We start from the raw sequence: 19,074 nt of genomic DNA, 5'->3' as shown, positions 1-19,074 counted from the left end.
ACTTGGATGACCTCGCTCAACTCCTGCGACGCTCATGCCGCATGCCAAAAGATGCCCCAAGCAGATGACGAGGCAAGCTGAGACCTTAGTCATCTCCTTGCAGACCAAGCTTTGGTGCGTTTGCTATATAAGGCCGGATATTTTCGGACAGGAAAAGTATGGGGCGGATCGGGAAAGCGCGGCCTTGGCGTCGAAGCCTCTTTTCGCCGCGCTGCAGGCGCGGCGCCCGGCCCAACGCGAGGACGGTTGTGCGCAAAGCGCACAGCTTGACGAGCGGCGGGAGAACCTCCGTTGCCCCGGTCTGCCGGGCGAGTATTTGTGCGGGGGCGGCGCCGTTCAGGCTTTTTCGAGTCGCAGGAAGGTAAATAGGCCCAGCGGCGCCAAGCGGCGTTCTTCGGTCACCTGCAGGGAGGGCTCGCCCATGATCCGCGCGCGGGCGAAGTCCGGGTGCCAGCCCAGCCGGTCGGCGAGCGGGGCGAAGCGAAGTTCCAGCCAGGCCAGCCAGCCCTCGTCGCGGGCGAAGTGGTTGACGATGATCACCTGCCCGCCGGGTTTGCAGACGCGCGCGATCTCGGCCATCACCCGCTCGGGTTCGGGCACGACCGAGACGAGGTACATCGCCACCACGGTATCGAAATGGCCGTCGGGAAAGTCGAGATGCCGCGCGTCCATCTGCCGCAGCGCACGGACTTGGGTCAGCCCCTCGGCCGCGACCCGCTTGCGGGCGCGGTCGAGCATGTCCTCGGAATAATCGATGCCGGTCACGTCGAGATGCGGCGCATAGTTCGAGAGCGACAGCCCGGTTCCGACGCCGACCTCCAGCACCCGGCCCTGGCTGCGATTGATCACCGCTACCGCGCGCTCGCGGCCCATGCGGGTGATCCGTCCGAAGGTGCGGTCGTAGACCGGCGCCCAGCGGCGGTAGGAGGATTTGACGGCTTCCAGATCCATGCGCGACGGCTCCGTTCCCTGCTGCGGCTACCGGGCGACAAAAGCAGGGGGTTGACCGCGGAAGTCAACCCCTGCGCGAAACACGCTTGCGCCAGAAGCGTCAGGTGTCCAGGTTTTCGACGCTGAGCGCGTTGCGCTGGATGAATTCGCGGCGCGGCTCGACCACGTCGCCCATCAGCTTGGAGAACAGGTCCTCGGCCTCGGCTAGGTCGTCGATCTTCACCTTCAGGAGCGTGCGCGCATCGGGGTCGAGCGTGGTTTCCCAGAGCTGGTTGGGGTTCATCTCGCCCAGGCCCTTGTAGCGCTGAAGCGAGAGGCCCTTTTCACCCTCGGCCAGGATCGCGCGCAGGAGGTCGAGGGGGCCGTGGATGCCGATACCGCGCTCCTTGCGCATCAGGCGCGCGGGGCGCCCGTAGGTTTCCTGGAGCGAGCGGGTGAAACCGGCGAGGCGCCGCGCCTCGCCCGAGCGCAGGATCGGCCCGTCGAGAACGCGCACCTCCTCGACCCCGCGGAGCATGCGGGACATGCGCAGGCCGTGGTCCTGGGTCGGACGGCCCTGCCAGCCCTTTTCGTATTCGGGCGCGATCAGGTCGAGCCGTTCGGCCAGGCGGTCGGCCACGCCCTGCGGGTTGGCATCCAATTGCCCCGGTTCCAGCGCGCCGGCGATGGCGGCCTGTTCGAGGATCGCCTGGGCGTAGTGCGTGGGGAAGGATTCCAACGCGCGGCGGACCTGGCGTGCCTCGGCCACGACGCGCTGCAGGTCGGCGCCGATGATCTCCTCGCCCGAGCCGAGCCGCAGCATCGCCCCTTCGACGCCCTGGGCGATCAGGTAATCTTCCAGCGCGGGCTTGTCCTTTAGGTAGACTTCCGATTTGCCGCGGGCGACTTTAAACAAGGGCGGCTCGGCAATGTAGAGATGCCCCTGTTCGATCAATTCGGGCATCTGCCGGAAGAAGAAGGTCAGCAGCAGCGTACGGATATGCGCGCCGTCGACGTCGGCATCGGTCATGATGACGATCTTGTGGTAGCGCAGCTTCCCGAGGTCGAATTCGTCGCGCCCGATCCCGGTGCCAAGCGCGGTGATCAGCGTGCCGATCTCCTGGCTGCCGAGCATCCGGTCGAAGCGCGCGCGCTCGACGTTAAGGATCTTGCCTCGGAGCGGCAGCACCGCCTGGTTCTGGCGCGAGCGGCCCTGCTTGGCCGAGCCGCCGGCGCTGTCGCCCTCGACCAAGAAAAGCTCGGACTTGGCGGGGTCGCGTTCCTGGCAATCGGCGAGCTTGCCGGGCAGCGAGGCGACGTCGAGCGCGGTCTTGCGCCGCGTCAGGTCGCGCGCCTTGCGCGCGGCCTCGCGGGCCAGTGCCGCCTCGACGATCTTGCCGACGATGATGCGGGCGGGGCCGGGGTTTTCCTCGAACCATTCCGAGAGTTTCTCGGAAAGGAGCGATTCGACGGCCGGGCGAACTTCGGAGCTGACCAGCTTGTCCTTGGTCTGGCTGGAGAATTTCGGGTCCGGCACTTTCACCGACAGCACGCAGGTCAGCCCCTCGCGCGCGTCGTCGCCGGTGAAGTTGATCTTTTCCTTCTTGGCGATACCGCTTTCCTGGGCGTAGCGGGTCAGCGTGCGGGTCAGCGCGCCGCGAAAACCCGCGAGATGCGTGCCGCCGTCGCGCTGCGGGATGTTGTTGGTAAACGGCAGCACGGTCTCGTGGTAACTGTCGTTCCACCACATCGCGGCCTCGATCCCGATGCCGTCACGGTCGCCGGTGATGAATATCGGCTCGGGCATCAGGGGGTGCTTGTGGCGGTCGATGTAGCGTACGAATTCGCGCACGCCGCCGTCGTAGTAAAGCTCGGACCGCAGGGTTTCGGCGGGGCGCTGATCCTCCAGGATGATGCGCACGCCGGAATTGAGGAAGGCGAGTTCGCGCAGGCGGTTTTCCAGCGTCTTGAAGCTGTATTCCAGGTTCGAGAAGGTGCTCAGCGCGGCCATGAAGCGCACTTCGGTGCCCTTGCGGCCGTTCGCGTCGCCGACGACCTTGAGCGGCTGGACAGTTTCGCCGCGCTCGAACCGGACGTAGTGTTCCTTGCCGCCGCGCCAGATGCGCAGGTCCAGCCAGTCGGAAAGCGCGTTGACGACCGAGACGCCCACGCCGTGCAGGCCGCCCGAGACCTTGTAGCTGTTCTGGTCGAACTTGCCGCCAGCGTGCAGCTGGGTCATGATGACCTCGGCCGCGCTGACGCCTTCGCCGGCATGGATGTCTGTGGGAATGCCGCGCCCGTTGTCGCTGACCGAGACGCTGGAATCGTCGTGGATGATGACGTTGACGGCGTCGGCATGGCCTGCCAGCGCTTCGTCGATGCCGTTGTCCACAACCTCGTAGACCATGTGGTGCAGGCCCGAGCCGTCATCGGTGTCGCCGATATACATGCCGGGGCGCTTGCGCACCGCGTCCAGGCCCTTGAGAACCTTGATCGAATCCGCGCCGTAGTCGTCGCGCGGGGCGGGGTTTGCACTCATGCCGGCTGTCCCTGAATTTCCTGCGCCACTTATAGGCGTCCGGCGGGGGATTGTCACGCGCCGACCACAATATTTGGGGTTTCAGGCCAGCGCGATGGCCGCCGCGACGCCGATCATCAGAACCCCGGCGACGCGGTTCGTGCGCGCCAGCGCGGCGGGCGAGCGCAGGAGCGCGCGGACGCGCCCGATCATGCCCGCCAGGATCAGGTTGCCGGCCATCGGGATCAGCACCGAGATGGCGAGGATCGCGGCGATGTCGGGCAAGGTGATGCGCGAGAGATCGAAGAAGCCCGGCAGCATGCCCATGTAGAAAAGGATCGCCTTGGGATTGGCGAGGATCGCGGCGACTCCGGCGAGAAACCCCGACCAGTGCCCCGGCCGGGTGAGCTGGCTGTCGGTCGAGATGCGGCGCCAGGCGTGGCGGATGAGTTGCAGGCCCATGACCAGGAACATCCCCACCGCGACCCAGCGCAGAACCTCCATGAAGCCGGCATAGACCGAGATGATCCAGGCCAGCCCGAAGATCGCCGCCAGCGGCCAGACGATGTCACCGATCGCCACGCCGACCGCCAGCGGCGCGGCCGAGGCGAAGCCGCCGGTCAGCGCCCGCGCAGTCAGCGCCACCCAGACCGGGCCAGGCGTCATGAACAGCAGGAAGATCGCGCCCGCGTAGAGGGTGAGTTGCCAGAGCGTGACGGTCATGGCGCAGTGTCTTCGGGTGGGGCCAGGCGACCGTTGGCATCGAGCGGCCAGAAGGGGTTGTGCGCCAGTTCCCAGACATGGCCGTCGGGGTCGGCGTAGTAGCCGGAATAGCCGCCCCAGAAGACCGCCTCGGGCGCCTTCAGCGGGGTGGCGCCGGCCGCGAGGGCGCAGGCGAAGGCGGCGTCCACGGCGGCACGGTCGGAGAAGTTCTGCGCCAGCGTGATCGCGCCGGTGCCGAGCGCGGCGCCCGGACGGCCCTGATCGGCGGCAAGGTCGGCCAGCCCGAACAGCGCCAGCTTCATGCCGCCCAAATCGAAGAAGGCGACGCCCTCGGCACGCTCGCTCGGGTGCCAGCCGAGGGCGGCGTAGAAGGCGAGCGCGCGATCCAGATCGGCGGTGCCGAGGGTGATGAGCGTGAGGCGTTGCGGGGTCATGACGGCTCCGACGGTTGGAGAAGGGACAGCCCGCCGGTGTCGGACAGGGCGAAGTGCTGTGCGCGCGCGCCGAGGGGCGCGAAAAGGTCGGGTTCGGTGCCGGTCAGGAACGCCTGCGCGCCCAGATCGCAGAGCGCGTCATAGAGCGCGGCGCGGCGCGTGGCGTCAAGATGGGCCGAGACTTCGTCCAGAAGCAGGATTGGCGGCGCGCCGGTCGTCACGGCCAGCGCGCGGGCATGGGTGAGCACGGTGGAGATGAGCAGCGCCTTCTGCTCGCCGGTGGAGCATTGCGCAGCGGGCATCGCCTTTTCCGCCCAGAGCGCCGCCAGATCGGCGCGGTGCGGGCCAGTGAGGCTGCGGCCGGCGGCCATGTCGGCGCGGCGCCCCTCGGCCAGCGCCGCAGCGAGCGCGGCCTCGTCCCCCGGGGAGGGATCGTCCAGCGTCAGGTCGGCCACCGGGAAATCGCCGCCCTGCCCCGCCGCCGCCGCAAGGCGGGCGAGCGTGGCGCGACGGTTGGCGCTGATCTGCGCACCAGATTGGGCCATTTGCGCCTCGAGTGCGCCGTACCAGGCGCCGTCGCGCGCCTGGTCGCGCAAGAGCCGGTTGCGCTGGCGCATGGCCTTTTCATAGGCGAGCGCCGCCTCGGCATGATCGGGGAAGAAGGCCATAGCCATCCGGTCGAGGAAGCGCCGACGCCCGTCGGGCGCCTCGGTCCAGAGCCGGTCCATTGCCGGGGTCAACCAGAGCATCGGCGCGATCCGCCCCAGCGCGGCCTGCGGCGCGGCCTTGCCATCGATGCGCAGGAAGCGGGGCGCGTCCGGGTCGGCGCCGGTCTCGACCTCGTGCAGCGTGTCCTGCCGGATGATCGTGGCGGCAAGCCGCCAGCCGATCGCCTCGGGCCGGCGGATGAGGTCTTCAGGCGCGGCACGACGGAGGCCGCGACCGGGCGAGAGAAGCGAGATCGCCTCGAGCAGGTTGGTCTTGCCGGCGCCGTTGGCCCCGGCGAAGGCGACCGGGCGGCCGTCGAAGTCCAGCACCGCGCGCCGATGCGAGCGGAAGTGCGACAGTGAAAGCGTGGTCAGGTGCAGCGCCATGGTGCAGCATTCCCGAAGAAAGGGGGGCGCTGCCCCCCTCCTGGCTGCGCCAGTTCACCCCCCGGGATATTTCCGGACAGATGAAGGGGCGCGGCGGTCAGACCCGCATCGGCATCACGACATAGACGGCGCTGGTGTCGCCGCCCTCGCGCACGAGGGCGGGGTCGCCGGCGGAGTTGAAGAGGAATACGGCGTTTTCGCGGTCGATCTGGCTGGCGATCTCGACCAGGTACTTGGCGTTGAAGCCGATCTCGAGCCGCTCGTCGCCATAGGCGACGACCAGTTCCTCGGTCGCGGCGCCGCTGTCGGGGGCGTTGACCGACAGCGTCAGGGCGTCACTTTCCAGCACCAGTTTGACCGCGCGCGAGCGCTCGGACGAGACCGTGGCGACGCGGTCGACGGCGCGGGCGAAGTCGTCGGCGTCGACCTCCAGCCGGCGGGTGTTGCCGACGGGGATCACGCGCGTGTAGTCGGGGAAGGTGCCGTCGATGACCTTGGAGGTGAGCGAAATCTCGGGCGTGGCGAAGCGGATCTTGGTCTCGGACACCGAGACCGCGATGCGGGCGTCGTCATCTTCCAGCAGCTTGCGCAACTCGTTCACCGTCTTGCGCGGCACGATCACGCCGGGCATGTCCGCCGCGCCCTCGGGCAGGGGCGCGTCGATTCTTGCCAGCCGGTGCCCGTCGGTCGCCACGCAGCGCAGTGCGCGGCCTTCCTCGCCCTCGGCGACGTGAAGATAGACGCCGTTGAGGTAGTAGCGGGTTTCCTCAGTCGAGATAGCGAATTTCGACTTTTCGAAAAGCCGCCTCAGATCGGCGGCGGGGGCCGAGAAGTTGGACATGTATTCGGTCGAGGCCATGACCGGAAAATCCTCGCGCGGGAGCGTGGCGAGCGCGAAGGAGGAGCGCCCAGCCTCGACCGTCAGGCGGCCGGTGCGGGGATCGTCGGCAAGGCTGACCAGGGCGCCATCGGGCAGCTTGCGCACGATCTCGTGCAGCATGACCGCCGAGACGGTGGTGGCGCCGGCGCGTTCAACCTTGGCGGGTGCGCGGTCGATCACCTCGATGTCCAGGTCGGTGGCGCGGAAGTTGACGGTGTCGCCTTCGGCCTCGATCAGGACATTGGCGAGGATCGGGATGGTGTTGCGCCGCTCCACCACCGATTGCGCCTGGCCCGCGGCCTTTAGAAGCGCCGCCCGTTCGATGCTGAGTTTCATCCCGTCCCGTCCCCTGGCGTCCGTCCATCGGTGCGACAGGCCGGCGCTGGCCCGCGCCAGCCCGGCCTGTCCGCTTTTGTTCACTGTTTGCGGCCCTTTGTGCCCGGCGTCAAGTTCAGCTTTGCAGAAGCCGGCGCAGCAGCTCCAGGTCCTCGGCCAGCTGGCTGTCGGTGGTGCGCAATTCCTCGACCTTGCGCACGCCGTGCATGATCGTGGTGTGGTCGCGCCCGCCGAAACGCCGGCCGATATCGGGCAGCGACCGGGTGGTCAGGCTCTTGGCCAGATACATCGCGATCTGCCGCGGCCGCGCGATGGTGCGCTGGCGCTTTGGCCCGATCATGTCGGACAGTCGAATGTTGTAATGCTCGGCCACCTTGCGCTGGATCTCCTCGACCGTGACCTTTCGTTCGGAGGTGCGCAGGATGTCGGCGAGCGTGTCCTGCGCGAGGTCGAGCGTGATCTCGCGCCCGACGAGGCTGGCGAGCGCGAAGAGCCGGGTCAGTGCGCCCTCAAGCACGCGGACATTGGTGGTGATCCGGTGGGCGAGGAATTCGAGCACGCCGTCGCCGATCGGCACATCGCCATAGCTGGCCCTGGACAAGGCGACCTTCTGCTGCAGGATGCCGAGGCGCAATTCGTAGTCGGTCGGATGCAGGTCGACGACCAAGCCGCTTTGCAGGCGCGACTTGATCCGATCCTCGAGATCCTTGATCTCTCCGGGGGCGCGGTCGGCGGAAATCACGATCTGCTTGTGATGGTCGACCAGCGCGTTGAAGGTATGGAAGAATTCTTCTTGCGTGCTTTCCTTGCCGGCGATGAACTGGACATCGTCGACCATCAGCACGTCGACCGAGCGGAAGAGGTTCTTGAAGTCCATCACGTTGCGTTCGCGCAGGGCGGTGACGAAGCGGTACATGAACTGCTCGGCCGAGAGATAGAGCACGCGCAACTCGGGGTTGCGGGCGTTGAGTTCCCAGGCGATCGCATGCATCAGATGCGTCTTGCCGAGCCCCACCCCGCCGTAAAGAAAAAGCGGGTTGAAGGTGACCGAGACGCCCTCGGCCACGCGCCGGGCCGCGGCATGGGCCAGCGCGTTCGGCTTGCCGACGACGAAGTTGTCGAAGGTGAAGCGCCTGTCCAGTCCCGCGGTCGGTTGTTCCACTTCCTCGGCGACGCGCCCGGCGTTGACCAGCGGGACCGCGGCAAGGGTGCGCTGGACCTTGTCGTTCGGGCGCGCGGCCGCGCCGTCGACGCTGATCTCGACCCGGCTGACCGATTCGCCGGCGGCGAGGATGCAGCGGAGGATCTGGTCGGCGTAATGCCGGTTCACCCAGTTCGCGACGAAGTTTGTCGGAGCGGAGAGACGCACGACGCCATCACGCGCCCCGTTGAGTTTCAGTGGAGCGATCCATGTGACGTAGTTGTTGTCCCCGATCACACCCTTGAGCGAGTTGCGTACCGTACTCCACGCCGCGTCTGTCATCCTGTTCGACCCCATCGCCGCCCGTTCGATGCGGGCGGGCTTTCTGCCCGTCTCGATTGCCGGCGCCCCAAGGCGCCGGGTGCGAGACACAGGATTCCTGAGAGGTGCTGCCGGGCATTGCCGGACAAACCCCTGTCGCGCGTTCGGCACGCGGCATTTGGATACGGGCGGTCGAATGTAGGCGCCGAAAAGACACCCAGCCTGTCAAGGCACGCACAACCCAAAAGCGATCGGACCAATATGGCCCAATTGCGCCTTACGGGACTCATGCGTCACATTCATCCCCCCCAGGACCATGTGAATCGCAGGCTGACGCTAGCAAGTCCGGTGCATGCTCGGCAACTGAACATGTCGCTTGACTCGTCATCAAATCGAAAGAATCGGCGGCGGCGTGGGCTTCTTGCCACATCTTAAGGTTGTGATAATTGCCGGACCGCACAAGCGAAAGGCGCACCGCGACGGTGCGCCTTCATCAAGTTCAAGCAGTGTTTGCTGGGCAGAAGCCGTCAGTTCGCCAGCGTCTTGAGGCGCGCGGACAGGCGCGACATCTTGCGGGCGGCGGTGTTCTTGTGCAGCACGCCCTTGGTGACGCCGCGGGCGAGCTCGGGCTGGGCGGCGCGAAGCGCTTCTTTCGCGGCGTCGGAATTGCCGGCGGCGAGCGCCTCTTCGACCTTGCGCAGGAAGGTACGGATACGCGAGCGGCGCGCCTTGTTGACGTCGAATCGCTTTTCGGACTGACGGGCGCGTTTCTTGGACTGGGACGTGTTGGCCATGGGCTTTTGAAACTTTCGGGTCTGTTGCGTTTCGTCTGCGCATATGACCCAAGCCCCGATCACGATGACCGGATAGATTCTTGCCTAAGCGGGCCCACGCGCATGTGGCGGCAGCCTATACGGCAAGGTGGACAGGAAGGAAAGAGGGAATCCCACCCAAACGCACCGGCAACCCTACCTGTCGCGGAACTGCGGCTCGCGCTTTTCCAGAAAGGCGTTCATGCCTTCCTTCTGATCTTCGGTGCTGAAGACCGCATGAAAGACCCGCCGTTCGAACAGCACACCCTCGCGCAGGGTTGTTTCGTAGCTACGGTTGACCGCCTCTTTCACCACCCGGGTCGCGATCAGCGACTTGTCGGCGATCTTCTGGGCGGCGGCCATCACCTCGTCCATGAGTTTCTTCGCGGGCACGACGCGGCTGACCAGGCCCGAGCGCTCGGCCTCCTCGGCATCCATGAAGCGGCCGGTCAGATGCATGTCCATCGCCTTGGACTTGCCGACGAATCGCGTCAGGCGCTGCGTCCCGCCGATCCCGGCCACGACGCCCAGGTTGATCTCGGGCTGACCGAACTTGGCGTTGTCGCCGGCGATGATGAAATCGCACATCATGGCCAGTTCGCAACCGCCCCCCAGCGCATATCCGGAAACGGCGGCGATGATCGGCTTGCGGACCGACAGGATCGCTTCGGTCGGCGCGGTGAAGAGGTCCTCGTCGAAGACATCGACGAAACCCTTTTGCGACATCTCGGAGATGTCGGCGCCGGCGGCAAAGGCCTTTTCCGATCCGGTGATGACGATGCAGCGCACCTTCTCGTTGCGATCGGCCGCCTTCAGCGCCTCGGCCAGTTCGGCCAGGAGTTGCGCATTGAGCGCATTCAGCGCTTCGGGGCGGTCGAGCCGGATCAGCGCGACGTGCTGCGAAATCTCGACGATGATGGTTTCGTAGGCCATGGGAGCCTCCGTCAGGGCGATGTCGAGCCGTGTCTAGCAGGATGAATTCGGGGATCAAGCTATCTCTGGCAGCGCGGACAGTAGTGAGAGGAGCGCCCGGACTGGACGATTCTCCGCACGGTGCCCGTGCAGCCGGGCGTCACGCAGGGCAGGCCCGCGCGATCGTAGACACGGAAGGCGTGCTGGAAATAGCCCAGTTCGCCATCGGCCTGGCGATAGTCGCGCAGGCTCGATCCGCCGGCCTCGATCGCCTCGACCAGCACATCGCGCACCGCTGCCGCCAGGCGCTCCAGCCGCGCCGCACTGATCCGCCCCGCCGGCCGAGCAGGATGGATGCCCGCGCGAAAAAGCGCCTCGCAGACGTAGATATTACCCAACCCCGCGACGATTCGCTGGTCCATCAGCAGCGCCTTGACCGGGGCCGAGCGGGCGCGGAAGAGCCTGCGCAGATGATGGGCGTGAAAACCGTTGCCCAAGGGTTCGGGTCCCAGCGCGACCAGCAATGGATGCGACTCTGCGCTCTCGGTCGCAAGCAGATCGAGCGCGCCGAAGCGGCGGGCATCGTTGAGCGTGACCCGCGCACCGGACTCCATGTCGAGAACGACGTGATCGTGGCGCGCAGGCGCGGGATGCGCATGGTGGAACTGTCCCGGCATCTGTGGCGTGCCGAGACCGGAAACGATGATGCGCCCCGACATGCCGAGATGCAGCAGCACCGTTTCGCCCGTATCCAGATCGCCGAGAATGTATTTCGACCGCCGCCGCAGGCGCAGGACGCGGGCGCCGGTCAGCCGCTCGGCCAACTGCGGCGGAAACGGCCAGCGCAGCCCCTCGCGGCGCACGTCGGCACGCGCGATGCGCACGCCTTCCATAGCGGGCACAAGGCCACGGCGGACGGTTTCGACCTCGGGCAGTTCGGGCACGGGCGGGGCCTCGGCGTCGCATTGTGCAGGGGGCGCAGCATCCTGTAAGGAAGGGCCAGACGCAAGGTCCGACAGGAGCGCCGATGACGACCGAAGACGAGCGAGCGACGCATTTCGGCTTTCAGACGGTCGAAGAGGCGCAGAAGGCCGGTATGGTCCACGACGTCTTCACGCGGGTCGCCGCGCGCTACGACCTGATGAACGACCTGATGAGCGCGGGCATCCATCGGCTGTGGAAGGACGCGATGATGGACTGGCTGGCACCGCGGCCGGGGCAGCGCCTGCTGGACGTCGCGGGCGGCACCGGCGACATCGCGTTCCGGTTCCTGCGGCGGGCGGGACTGGGCGCGACGGCGGTGGTCCTGGACCTGACCGAATCGATGCTGGAGGAAGGCCGACGCCGAGCCGAGGCCGAGGCGCTGGCCGACCGGCTGGAGTGGATCGCCGGCGATGCGATGTCCCTGCCCTTTCCGGATGCAAGTTTCGATGTCTACACGATCAGCTTCGGCATCCGGAATGTCACGCGCATCGACGCCGCGCTGTCCGAGGCGTACCGGGTCCTGCGTTCCGGCGGGCGGCTGATGGTGCTGGAGTTCAGCCACGTGACCAGCGCGCCGCTGCAAAGCCTCTACGACCTTTATTCCTTCAACGTGATCCCAAGGATGGGTCAGGCGGTGGCGGGTGATCGCGACAGCTATCAGTATCTGGTCGAATCGATCCGCCGTTTCCCCGATCAGGAAAGCTTTGCCGCCATGATCCGCGAAGCCGGTTTTGATCAGGTGAAGTACCGCAACCTGTCGATGGGTGTCGCCGCGCTGCATTCCGGCTGGAAGATCTGATCGTATGCGGGGGCCGCACAACCTCTGGCGTCTGATTCGCACCGGCGCCACGTTCGAGCGTACCGGCGCCATGCGCGTGGTACTGGTGGCGATGAACGCCCCGCCCCGTCTGCGGATGCTGGCGCGGATCCTCGGCTGGCCCTTTGCCTGGCTGGGGCTGAGGGGCGATCCGGCGTTGCCGCCGGTAACGCGCGCGCTGACCGCGCTGGGTCCGGCCTATATCAAGTTCGGCCAGCTTCTCTCGACCCGGCCGGATATCGTGGGCGCGGAACTTGCCGAGCAATTGCGCTACCTTCAGGACAAGCTGCCGCCGTTCAGCCTGACCGAGGCGCGCGCGATGGTCGCTGACGAATTGGGCCAGCCGGTCGCGACCCTCTTCTCGGAATTCTCCGACCCCGTTGCCGCCGCCTCGATCGCGCAGGTGCACCGCGCACGGATCGCCGACAGCGGTCAGGACGTCGCCGTCAAGGTCCTGCGCCCGGGGATCGAGCGCGCGTTTCGCCGCGACATCGACGCCTTCTACTTCGCCGCCGGCATGATCGAGTGGCTACTGCCCAAGACCCGACGCCTGCGCCCGAGCGACGTGATCACGCATTTCGAAAGCGTCGTGCTGGGCGAGCTGGATCTGCGTCTGGAAACCGCCGCCGCGGCCGAGTTCGCCGCGAACACCGAATCCGACGCCGGTTTCAGCGTGCCGCGGCCGATCTGGCATCTGTCGGCCAAGTCGGTGATGACGCTGGGATGGGCGGAAGGCGTTCCCTTGGGCGACAACGCGGCAATCGATGCGCTGGGGGTCGACCGGAAGGAACTAGGCGAACGCGTACTCCGGCTCTTTCTCAGCCACGCGCTGCGCGACGGCTACTTCCACGCCGACATGCACCAGGGCAACCTGAAGGTCGCGCCGAACGGGGACCTGATCGCCTATGACTTCGGGATAATGGGCCAGATCGACGAGTACTCGCGACGCGTCTATGCCGAGATCCTGATGGGCTTCATCCGCAAGGACTACCGCCGCGTGGCCGAAGTCCACTTCGAAGCCGGCTATGTCCCCGCCGACCGCGACATCGATGAATTCGCCCGGGCGCTGCGGTCGGTTGGGGAGCCGATCTTCGGCATGGACGCCACCCGCATATCGATGGCGAAACTCCTCAACTACCTTTTCGAGGTGACGGAGCGCTTCGGCATGGAGACGCGGACGGAGTTGATTCTGTTGCAACGCACGATGGTCGTGGTCGAGGGCGTGTCGCGCTCTCTCAATCCGCAGATCAATATCTGGAAGGTCGCGCGGCCGGTGGTCGAAGACTACATTCGCCGCAACCTGGGTCCCACCGCGTTGGCGCGCGATCTGGCGCGAACCGCGCAGGTGCTGGCCCGCTTCGGCCCGCACCTTCCCGCCACGGTCGAGGCTGCGCTTCTGCGCGCCCGCGACGAACACCGCGACCAACGGCAACCTTCCGGCAGGGATACGCGCGCCCTATGGTTTCTGACGGGCGCCGCGACCACAGCGGCACTGGCCGCCGTCCTTGCCGCCCTGAACTGAAGTGAACCGACGTCGCGCGGCTCAACCTTCGCGCGGACGGCGCAGGCCGCTGACCGAGGCGCTGTCCAGTAACGCACCGTTGCCGACGACCAACTCGATCCTCTCGCCTTCCCGCCGCGCTTCGACGACGGTCTGGTAGGCGGCCACCGGAACCGCATCGATCAATTCGTCGCCGCGGTAGGATTCCAGCGTGAAGCGATAGACGCCAGGTGCCGCCCTCACACCTTCCAGCGTCAGGCCGTCCCAGGTCATCCCGCGCGTACCCGGCGCCACCTCCAGCGTGGCAACGATCGAGTCGCGCTCGTCCCGGACCAGCACGATCCCGCGTTCCGCCCCGGCCGGAAGCACCGGATCGAGGTCCACGGGCGCCTCCTCGAACCAGGCGCCGGCATCGCTGCGGACCTCCATACCGACCCAACCGCCCAGATCGGCCAACCCCATCCGGCCCATTAGCGTCTGCAACAGTTGGTTAGTCTGCGTCTGCTGTTCGACGCCCGAAAAGGTCGCCAGCTGGACCGCGAAATCGCTCGAAGACATCGGATTCAGCGGGTCCTGGTTCTGCATCTGCACGGTCAGCATACGCAGAAAGGTCATGTAGTCCGACTGCGCGAAGTTGTTGGCCGCTGCGCCCTGACTGGCGCCGCCGCGCGCGCCGTTCGCCTGCGTGGCCGAGGTGATGTCCATGTCCAGTCTCCGTTCAGAGGCGTAGATCCAGGTGGTCGCGCCCGACCGCCGTTGAAATGGTGGCGCCAGTTGCGGTGTCGGCAAGGGCATCGCCGGCAGGCTGTGTCCCGCTGCCGGAAAGGTCGTTCTTGCCGTCCCGGTTGCCCGCACCCAGGCCACCCGCGCCCAGTTGCAGCGTCAGTTCGCGCTGCGCGATCTGGCGCAGTTCCTGCGCCAAAAGATCGATGTGCCGGCGGATCAGGTCCAGCGTTTCGGGGCGTTCGGCATTTACGCTCAAGGTCATGACGCCGTCGATTTCGCGCAGGGTGATCTCGAGTCGGCCCAACTCGGCTGGCGAGAGCGCCAGTTCGAACTGGCCGCGCGCGAGGGGCGTGATCCGCGCGCCGATCTGCTGAGCAACCTCGCGCGGCAGTTCCGCCGCGGCGGGCGCCGCGGGGCGCAGCAACCGGTCGGCCGATGCTTCGGTCATCATCGAAGGTGTCAAACCCTCGGTCGAGAACCCAGAGGCTAAGCCCTCGAAGGTGCGGAAGGAAGACCCATCGGGCAGCTTCCTTCCGGAAAGCTGCGCTTCCGAAAGCCGCGCCTGAAAAAGCGCAACGGTTGCCGCAGGAACAGGCGCGCCGGCAGGCGGTGCCTTCTGCCCGACCGATAAAGGTGCGGCTGCCTGCGCGTCTGTCACCGCGGGGACGGGTCGGTCCGCAGACATTCTTTGCGTCAGTTCCTTGCCTGGCGAGTCGACCTGAGCCTTGGCGTCCGCAGCCTGACGCACAGTCGCCGGATCGACAGGAGTGGGCGACTTGACCGACGGCTCCGCCCCGATCAGTCCCGCTGCGCCGGATCGTGTCCCGGCGACATCCGGATGGGCGGCCCGGAGTGGGGTCGGGTCGACCGCAGCCTGAGATGGGAAACCCCGCTGCCCCTCGATGGGCAGTCCCGCTGAGGCAGAAGTAGTCGCCACCCTGCTTGCCAGGGCTGGCGTGACCTCATTGGCTACGGCAGGCGCAGCCGTGGCAGGTGGGCTCTCCTTGCCCGGCGGATTAATCACGCGGACCGAAGACACGTCCTGATCATCTGGCGGCGTCTTTGCCGCAACGGGCCAAGCGGCGGTCTCGTCCCGCGTCTCGCCGGGAAGCGGCAGCTCTTTCTCGGGTTCGGTCGCCACAGAGCCCGCTTCTTCAGGCGGTGGCCAATCCGCTGTCGTCTCGGCATCACGCCCGCGGTGCATCGCCCCCTCGGCCTGCGCCAGAACGGAGCGGAATGAACCGGCTTCGTCGCCCAGCACGCCGGTAGCTGCCGGATTTGCGCCCTTGGCACTACGCGCGCCGGGGCCAGGATCTGGTGCGAAGTCGATCAGCATGGCGGGCCTTCTGGACGTTGCTGTCTTCGTGGTCCTAGCACGCGCCGGGTTACCGCTTCTTTACCGAAAGCGGAGAGTCTGTGAAAACACGCGCCCTGGTGACGGAGAAACCGATGATCCAGCCCCCTGCCCTGCCGGCCCTGTCACCGGCATCCACCGCACAGGCATCGACCTCGACCGACGCCCGCGCCCTGCGCGCCAGCGCCGAGGCCTTCGAGACGGCCTTCCTGGCCGAGATGCTCAAGTCCGCGGGGATCGGAAAGCCGCAGGAAGGCTTCGGCACGGGCGGCGCCGGAGAGGACACCTTCGCCTCGTTCTTCGCGGACATCCACGCCCGCGCCCTGGTCGCCCGCGGTGGCATCGGGCTTGCCGACCATATCGAGGCCGCGCTCGTCGCCCGCAACCGCAAGGACACGCCATGACCTCACGCCTCAAGGACCTTCGCCGCCTGGTCAGCCTTCTGGAGGAGGAACGCGCGGCCCTGCGCGAGACCGATCTTGCGCGACTGGATCGGCTTGCGCCGCGCAAGGCGCAACTCCTCGAGCAGATCGAGGACGAAGCCGATGTGCCCGCCTCGGACGACGAGATGCAGGAACTATCCGCCGTGCGTCGATTGGCGGGGCGCAACGCCCGGCTGATCGAGGCCGCGATGGCCGGACTGCGCGAGGTGCAGGCCCTTCTCGACCGGGCGCGCAACCCGGTTCAGCATTCCACCTATGGCCGCGACGGCCGGCGCGCGGCGCTAGGCCAGACGGCCGGACGGCTGGACGGACGCGCCTGACCGGACAAACCGCCTAACGCCCGGACGATCACGAAGGCGCAGCGCCCCGGGCATTGCGCCTTTCTTCATTTCCGGCCCCAAAGCGGCCGAAAACTTGCCTGAAATTTCATCGATTTTGAGCGATTCAGCCGGATCGCCGCCGCCGCGAGTTAAACCGCCGTTAGCGATTCGCGACCAGTCTGGCCGGGCACCCACCAAGGTGGCGCGCTCTCCGGCAATCGGAAGGCTGCAGGTCCAGAAAGGGCTTGATCCGTTCGAAAGCGAACGGCCTCTCAAACCGGCGCAAACGCGCCCAGCATGTAGGAATAAACATGTCCTCGATTCTGACGAACAACAGCGCCATGGTCGCCCTGCAGACCATGAAGCAGATCAACAAGAACATGGGCCAGGTTCAGAGCCAGATTTCGACCGGGATGAAGGTCGCCACTGCTAAGGACAACGCGGCGGTCTGGGCCATCGCGAAGGTCATGGAAACCGACCAAACGGCGTTCAAGACCATCCAGTCGAACCTCAATGTCGCCGATGCGACCGTCTCGGTCGCTCGCAATGGTGCTGAGCAGATCACCAACATCCTGAAAGAGATGAAGGAATTGGCAATCGGTGGCGCCAACGACGCCGCCGATCATGTCAAGATTGAGACCGATATTCTGGCAAAAAAAGCGCAAATCACATCGATCATCAACGCATCTCAACTTAATGGCGTCAACCTTCTGAAAACGAACCCCGTCGCGGGTGAAACGTCATACAACGTCCTCGGTTCGCTCGATCGTACGAACGGCACGGTCGCAACGGCACCCGGCAACATTACGGTGGCTTCCGCCAACTTTGAAGGCGGCTTGGACCTCACAAGCGTCGCCGCAATCACGGACCGTGCGACAGCGCTAACAGCAATCGGCACAATCGAAGCCCTTGTGGACATTGCAATTGTCGGCGCTGCGAACCTCGGTTCAGCGGGCAAGCGGATTTCGGATCAGGCCGAATTCATCGGCAAGCTGTCGGACTCGCTCAAGGCGGGCATGGGAGCGCTTGTCGATGCCGACATGGAGGAGGCATCGGCCCGTCTGCAGGCGCTGCAGGTGCAGCAGCAGTTGGCAACGCAGTCGTTGTCGATTGCCAACCAGCAGCCGCAGAACATCCTCGCGCTGTTCCGCTGACACTCCGGACGGGGCTCTGCGACGGAGCCCCGTCCCTCCCTTCAGCTCCCTGACCTCGCACCAAGGGGATTTCCATGAACGCCCACGCCTTCGCGCAGAATGCCTATGGGGCCAACGCGCGTACCGTCAAGACGCCGCGCGACATTGAATATGACGTCCTGGCCCGGATCACCGGGCAGCTACAGACCGCCATCGCCGACACCAGCTACACCGGCTTTCCCGCCCTGGCCGCCGCGATGGTCGAGAACCAACAGCTCTGGTCCACCTTCGCCGTCGATCTCGCCGATCCCAACAACCAGTTCCCGAAGGACCTGCGCGCGCGGCTCTTCTACCTCGCCGAATTCGTGATGCAGCATACCCGCAAGGTGCTCAACGGCACCGCGAAAGCCGACGCGCTGGTCGAGTTGAACATGGCCGTGATGCGTGGGCTGCGTGGACCGAGGAGCGTCGCATGACCGGACTCATCCTGAAACTCGCGCCACATGAGCGCGTGCTGATCAACGGGGCGGTCATCGAGAACGGCGACAAGCGCAGCCGTTTCTCGATCATCACGCCGGGCGCGAACATCCTGCGCCTGCGCGACGCGATCCATCCCGAACAGGCCACCACCCCCGTCCGGCGCGTCTGCTATATCGCCCAGCTCGTGCTTTCGGGCGATGCCGAGGCCGACGGCGCGCGCCAGCAGCTTCTGCGTGGGATCGAACAGCTCAGCCAGGTCTTCACCGATCATGACAGCCGCGCGCTCCTATCACGCGCGACCGAGGCCGTCTTGTCGGAAGATCACTACCAGGCCTTGCGCGCCCTCCGTGCCCTGCTCCCGCGCGAAGAGCGGCTGATGGCGGCGACACGTCAATGAGCTTCCAGCCCGTCATACCCATGACCGGTTACACGGGCTGGCGCTTTCTTCAGCGCACCATCGACAATCAGGCCGCGCAGCACGCCAGTACGCCGGTCGCGCAGCGCGACGAGGCGTATTTTCGCGACAACATCGGCAAGATCGACTCTGCGGCCGACCTTGTCGCGGACCGACGCCTGCTGCAGGTCGCGCTGACCGCCTTCGGCCTGGCCGACGATCTGCCCAATCACGCCTATATCCAGCGCGTGCTCGAAAGCTCGCTGGACGAACCGCGCAGCTTTGCAAACCGTCTGTCCGACAAGCGCTACGCCGAACTCGCCAAGGCGTTCGGCTTTGCCGCCGCGGACGGGCCGAAGACCGCGAAACCGGGTTTTGCCGACAAGATAATCGCTGATTTCCACGACCGCCGGTTCGAACTCGCGGTGGGCGAGCAGGACCAGACCATGCGCCTCGCGCTCGCACTCCAGCGCGAGCTCGCCGAACTGGCGACCAGCGATCGCAGCGACGAGGCGAAGTGGCTGCGCGTGCTCGGCACGCCCAACCTGCGCATGGTGTTCGAATCGGCGTTCCAACTGCCGAAGGAATTCGGCAAGATCGACCTCGACAGGCAGGTGAGCATCCTCAGCGACCGCACCCAGCGCCTGTTCGGCGAGGGCGGCCTCGCACAGTTCGCGGACCCGGACAAGATGGCCGCGCTGACGCGTCGATATTTCGTCGGCGAACAGCTGCGCGAGATCCAGTCGCAGACCGGCCCCTCGGCAGCGCTGACGTTGCTCATGGATGGGCAGGCTTCGTTCGCGCGGTTCCGCCAGGGCTGA

Annotated in this window: 20 protein-coding genes; 8 read left to right on the top strand and 12 right to left on the bottom strand. The window is 66.3% G+C overall.

The features are described from left to right. Positions 1–336: 336 nt before the first annotated feature. The 10 genes from IM708_RS14550 to mutM form a co-directional block, all read right to left on the bottom strand. Positions 337–951: a class I SAM-dependent methyltransferase gene (locus IM708_RS14550; protein ID WP_209427305.1), complete on the bottom strand. Its 615-nt coding sequence runs from the start codon at positions 949–951 to the stop codon at positions 337–339. Positions 952–1,051: 100 nt separating this feature from the next. After that, positions 1,052–3,469, bottom strand: coding sequence for a DNA topoisomerase (ATP-hydrolyzing) subunit B (gyrB, locus tag IM708_RS14545; protein WP_209427304.1), 2,418 nt, complete (start codon positions 3,467–3,469; stop codon positions 1,052–1,054). Positions 3,470–3,550: 81 nt separating this feature from the next. Further along, positions 3,551–4,171 carry a LysE family translocator gene (locus IM708_RS14540; RefSeq protein WP_209427303.1) on the bottom strand — a complete coding sequence of 207 codons (621 nt, stop codon included), beginning with the start codon at positions 4,169–4,171 and terminating at the stop codon, positions 3,551–3,553. Then, positions 4,168–4,605 (bottom strand): VOC family protein, encoded by a 438-nt coding sequence (locus IM708_RS14535; RefSeq protein ID WP_209427302.1) that lies wholly within the window; start codon positions 4,603–4,605, stop codon positions 4,168–4,170. Before IM708_RS14535 ends, IM708_RS14540 begins: the two co-directional genes overlap by 4 nt. Then, positions 4,602–5,699 (bottom strand): DNA replication/repair protein RecF, encoded by a 1,098-nt coding sequence (gene recF / locus IM708_RS14530; protein WP_209427301.1) that lies wholly within the window; start codon positions 5,697–5,699, stop codon positions 4,602–4,604. Before recF ends, IM708_RS14535 begins: the two co-directional genes overlap by 4 nt. Positions 5,700–5,796: 97 nt before the next feature. Then, positions 5,797–6,915 carry a DNA polymerase III subunit beta gene (gene dnaN / locus IM708_RS14525; RefSeq protein ID WP_209427300.1) on the bottom strand — a complete coding sequence of 373 codons (1,119 nt, stop codon included), beginning with the start codon at positions 6,913–6,915 and terminating at the stop codon, positions 5,797–5,799. A 115-nt stretch (positions 6,916–7,030) separates the two neighbouring features. Continuing rightward, the gene (dnaA, locus tag IM708_RS14520; RefSeq protein WP_245243205.1) at positions 7,031–8,398 is read right to left on the bottom strand and encodes a chromosomal replication initiator protein DnaA; all 1,368 of its coding nucleotides are present in this window, start codon (positions 8,396–8,398) and stop codon (positions 7,031–7,033) included. 506 nt (positions 8,399–8,904) lie between these two features. Further along, entirely contained in the window at positions 8,905–9,171 is a 267-nt protein-coding gene (gene rpsT, locus IM708_RS14515) for a 30S ribosomal protein S20 (protein ID WP_209427298.1), read from the bottom strand. Between the two features lie 174 nt (positions 9,172–9,345). Beyond that, positions 9,346–10,122, bottom strand: coding sequence for an enoyl-CoA hydratase (locus IM708_RS14510; protein WP_209427297.1), 777 nt, complete (start codon positions 10,120–10,122; stop codon positions 9,346–9,348). A 59-nt stretch (positions 10,123–10,181) separates the two neighbouring features. Next, entirely contained in the window at positions 10,182–11,045 is an 864-nt protein-coding gene (mutM, locus tag IM708_RS14505; RefSeq protein ID WP_209427296.1) for a bifunctional DNA-formamidopyrimidine glycosylase/DNA-(apurinic or apyrimidinic site) lyase, read from the bottom strand. An 83-nt stretch (positions 11,046–11,128) separates the two neighbouring features. Between mutM and ubiE the strand changes: the two genes are divergently transcribed. Then, a complete protein-coding gene (gene ubiE, locus IM708_RS14500) occupies positions 11,129–11,884 on the top strand; it encodes a bifunctional demethylmenaquinone methyltransferase/2-methoxy-6-polyprenyl-1,4-benzoquinol methylase UbiE (protein WP_209427295.1) in 756 nt (251 codons plus the stop codon). Between the two features lie 4 nt (positions 11,885–11,888). Next, positions 11,889–13,424 (top strand): 2-polyprenylphenol 6-hydroxylase, encoded by a 1,536-nt coding sequence (gene ubiB, locus IM708_RS14495; RefSeq protein WP_209427294.1) that lies wholly within the window; start codon positions 11,889–11,891, stop codon positions 13,422–13,424. A 21-nt stretch (positions 13,425–13,445) separates the two neighbouring features. Here ubiB and IM708_RS14490 read toward each other — a convergent pair whose 3' ends face one another. Both IM708_RS14490 and IM708_RS14485 read right to left on the bottom strand, forming a co-directional pair. After that, positions 13,446–14,108, bottom strand: coding sequence for a flagellar hook capping FlgD N-terminal domain-containing protein (locus IM708_RS14490; protein ID WP_209427293.1), 663 nt, complete (start codon positions 14,106–14,108; stop codon positions 13,446–13,448). 13 nt (positions 14,109–14,121) lie between these two features. Next, entirely contained in the window at positions 14,122–15,465 is a 1,344-nt protein-coding gene (locus tag IM708_RS14485) for a flagellar hook-length control protein FliK (protein ID WP_209427292.1), read from the bottom strand. Positions 15,466–15,578: 113 nt separating this feature from the next. Here IM708_RS14485 and IM708_RS14480 point away from each other — a divergent pair, with 113 nt between their 5' ends. From IM708_RS14480 to IM708_RS14455, 6 genes are all read left to right on the top strand, one after another. Beyond that, positions 15,579–15,887: a rod-binding protein gene (locus IM708_RS14480; RefSeq protein ID WP_209427291.1), complete on the top strand. Its 309-nt coding sequence runs from the start codon at positions 15,579–15,581 to the stop codon at positions 15,885–15,887. Further along, on the top strand, positions 15,884–16,246 hold the full coding sequence (locus IM708_RS14475; RefSeq protein ID WP_209427290.1) for a hypothetical protein: 363 nt from the start codon (positions 15,884–15,886) through the stop codon (positions 16,244–16,246). Before IM708_RS14480 ends, IM708_RS14475 begins: the two co-directional genes overlap by 4 nt. A gap of 311 nt (positions 16,247–16,557) precedes the next feature. Further along, complete coding sequence (locus tag IM708_RS14470) at positions 16,558–17,400, top strand: flagellin (protein ID WP_209427289.1); 843 nt, start codon at positions 16,558–16,560, stop codon at positions 17,398–17,400. A 74-nt stretch (positions 17,401–17,474) separates the two neighbouring features. Next, a complete protein-coding gene (flaF, locus tag IM708_RS14465; protein WP_209427288.1) occupies positions 17,475–17,855 on the top strand; it encodes a flagellar biosynthesis regulator FlaF in 381 nt (126 codons plus the stop codon). Continuing rightward, on the top strand, positions 17,852–18,256 hold the full coding sequence (flbT, locus tag IM708_RS14460) for a flagellar biosynthesis repressor FlbT (RefSeq protein ID WP_209427287.1): 405 nt from the start codon (positions 17,852–17,854) through the stop codon (positions 18,254–18,256). Before flaF ends, flbT begins: the two co-directional genes overlap by 4 nt. Further along, positions 18,253–19,074 carry a DUF1217 domain-containing protein gene (locus IM708_RS14455; RefSeq protein WP_209427286.1) on the top strand — a complete coding sequence of 274 codons (822 nt, stop codon included), beginning with the start codon at positions 18,253–18,255 and terminating at the stop codon, positions 19,072–19,074. The genes flbT and IM708_RS14455 overlap by 4 nt, the downstream gene beginning before the upstream one ends.

Origin of the sequence: Pararhodobacter sp. SW119 (assembly GCF_017811755.1) — a bacterium.
GTDB lineage: Bacteria > Pseudomonadota > Alphaproteobacteria > Rhodobacterales > Rhodobacteraceae > Pararhodobacter.
This window is presented reverse-complemented; position numbering and strand designations above follow the sequence as displayed.

Coding starts and splice junctions, on each gene's coding strand:
- IM708_RS14550 (WP_209427305.1), bottom strand. CDS start 951: ATGGATCTGGAAGCCGTCAAATCCTCCTACCGCCGCTGGGCGCCGGTC.
- gyrB (WP_209427304.1), bottom strand. CDS start 3,469: ATGAGTGCAAACCCCGCCCCGCGCGACGACTACGGCGCGGATTCGATC.
- IM708_RS14540 (WP_209427303.1), bottom strand. CDS start 4,171: ATGACCGTCACGCTCTGGCAACTCACCCTCTACGCGGGCGCGATCTTC.
- IM708_RS14535 (WP_209427302.1), bottom strand. CDS start 4,605: ATGACCCCGCAACGCCTCACGCTCATCACCCTCGGCACCGCCGATCTG.
- recF (WP_209427301.1), bottom strand. CDS start 5,699: ATGGCGCTGCACCTGACCACGCTTTCACTGTCGCACTTCCGCTCGCAT.
- dnaN (WP_209427300.1), bottom strand. CDS start 6,915: ATGAAACTCAGCATCGAACGGGCGGCGCTTCTAAAGGCCGCGGGCCAG.
- dnaA (WP_245243205.1), bottom strand. CDS start 8,398: ATGACAGACGCGGCGTGGAGTACGGTACGCAACTCGCTCAAGGGTGTG.
- rpsT (WP_209427298.1), bottom strand. CDS start 9,171: ATGGCCAACACGTCCCAGTCCAAGAAACGCGCCCGTCAGTCCGAAAAG.
- IM708_RS14510 (WP_209427297.1), bottom strand. CDS start 10,122: ATGGCCTACGAAACCATCATCGTCGAGATTTCGCAGCACGTCGCGCTG.
- ubiE (WP_209427295.1), top strand. CDS start 11,129: ATGACGACCGAAGACGAGCGAGCGACGCATTTCGGCTTTCAGACGGTC.
- ubiB (WP_209427294.1), top strand. CDS start 11,889: ATGCGGGGGCCGCACAACCTCTGGCGTCTGATTCGCACCGGCGCCACG.
- IM708_RS14490 (WP_209427293.1), bottom strand. CDS start 14,108: ATGGACATCACCTCGGCCACGCAGGCGAACGGCGCGCGCGGCGGCGCC.
- IM708_RS14485 (WP_209427292.1), bottom strand. CDS start 15,465: ATGCTGATCGACTTCGCACCAGATCCTGGCCCCGGCGCGCGTAGTGCC.
- IM708_RS14480 (WP_209427291.1), top strand. CDS start 15,579: ATGATCCAGCCCCCTGCCCTGCCGGCCCTGTCACCGGCATCCACCGCA.
- IM708_RS14475 (WP_209427290.1), top strand. CDS start 15,884: ATGACCTCACGCCTCAAGGACCTTCGCCGCCTGGTCAGCCTTCTGGAG.
- IM708_RS14470 (WP_209427289.1), top strand. CDS start 16,558: ATGTCCTCGATTCTGACGAACAACAGCGCCATGGTCGCCCTGCAGACC.
- flaF (WP_209427288.1), top strand. CDS start 17,475: ATGAACGCCCACGCCTTCGCGCAGAATGCCTATGGGGCCAACGCGCGT.
- flbT (WP_209427287.1), top strand. CDS start 17,852: ATGACCGGACTCATCCTGAAACTCGCGCCACATGAGCGCGTGCTGATC.
- IM708_RS14455 (WP_209427286.1), top strand. CDS start 18,253: ATGAGCTTCCAGCCCGTCATACCCATGACCGGTTACACGGGCTGGCGC.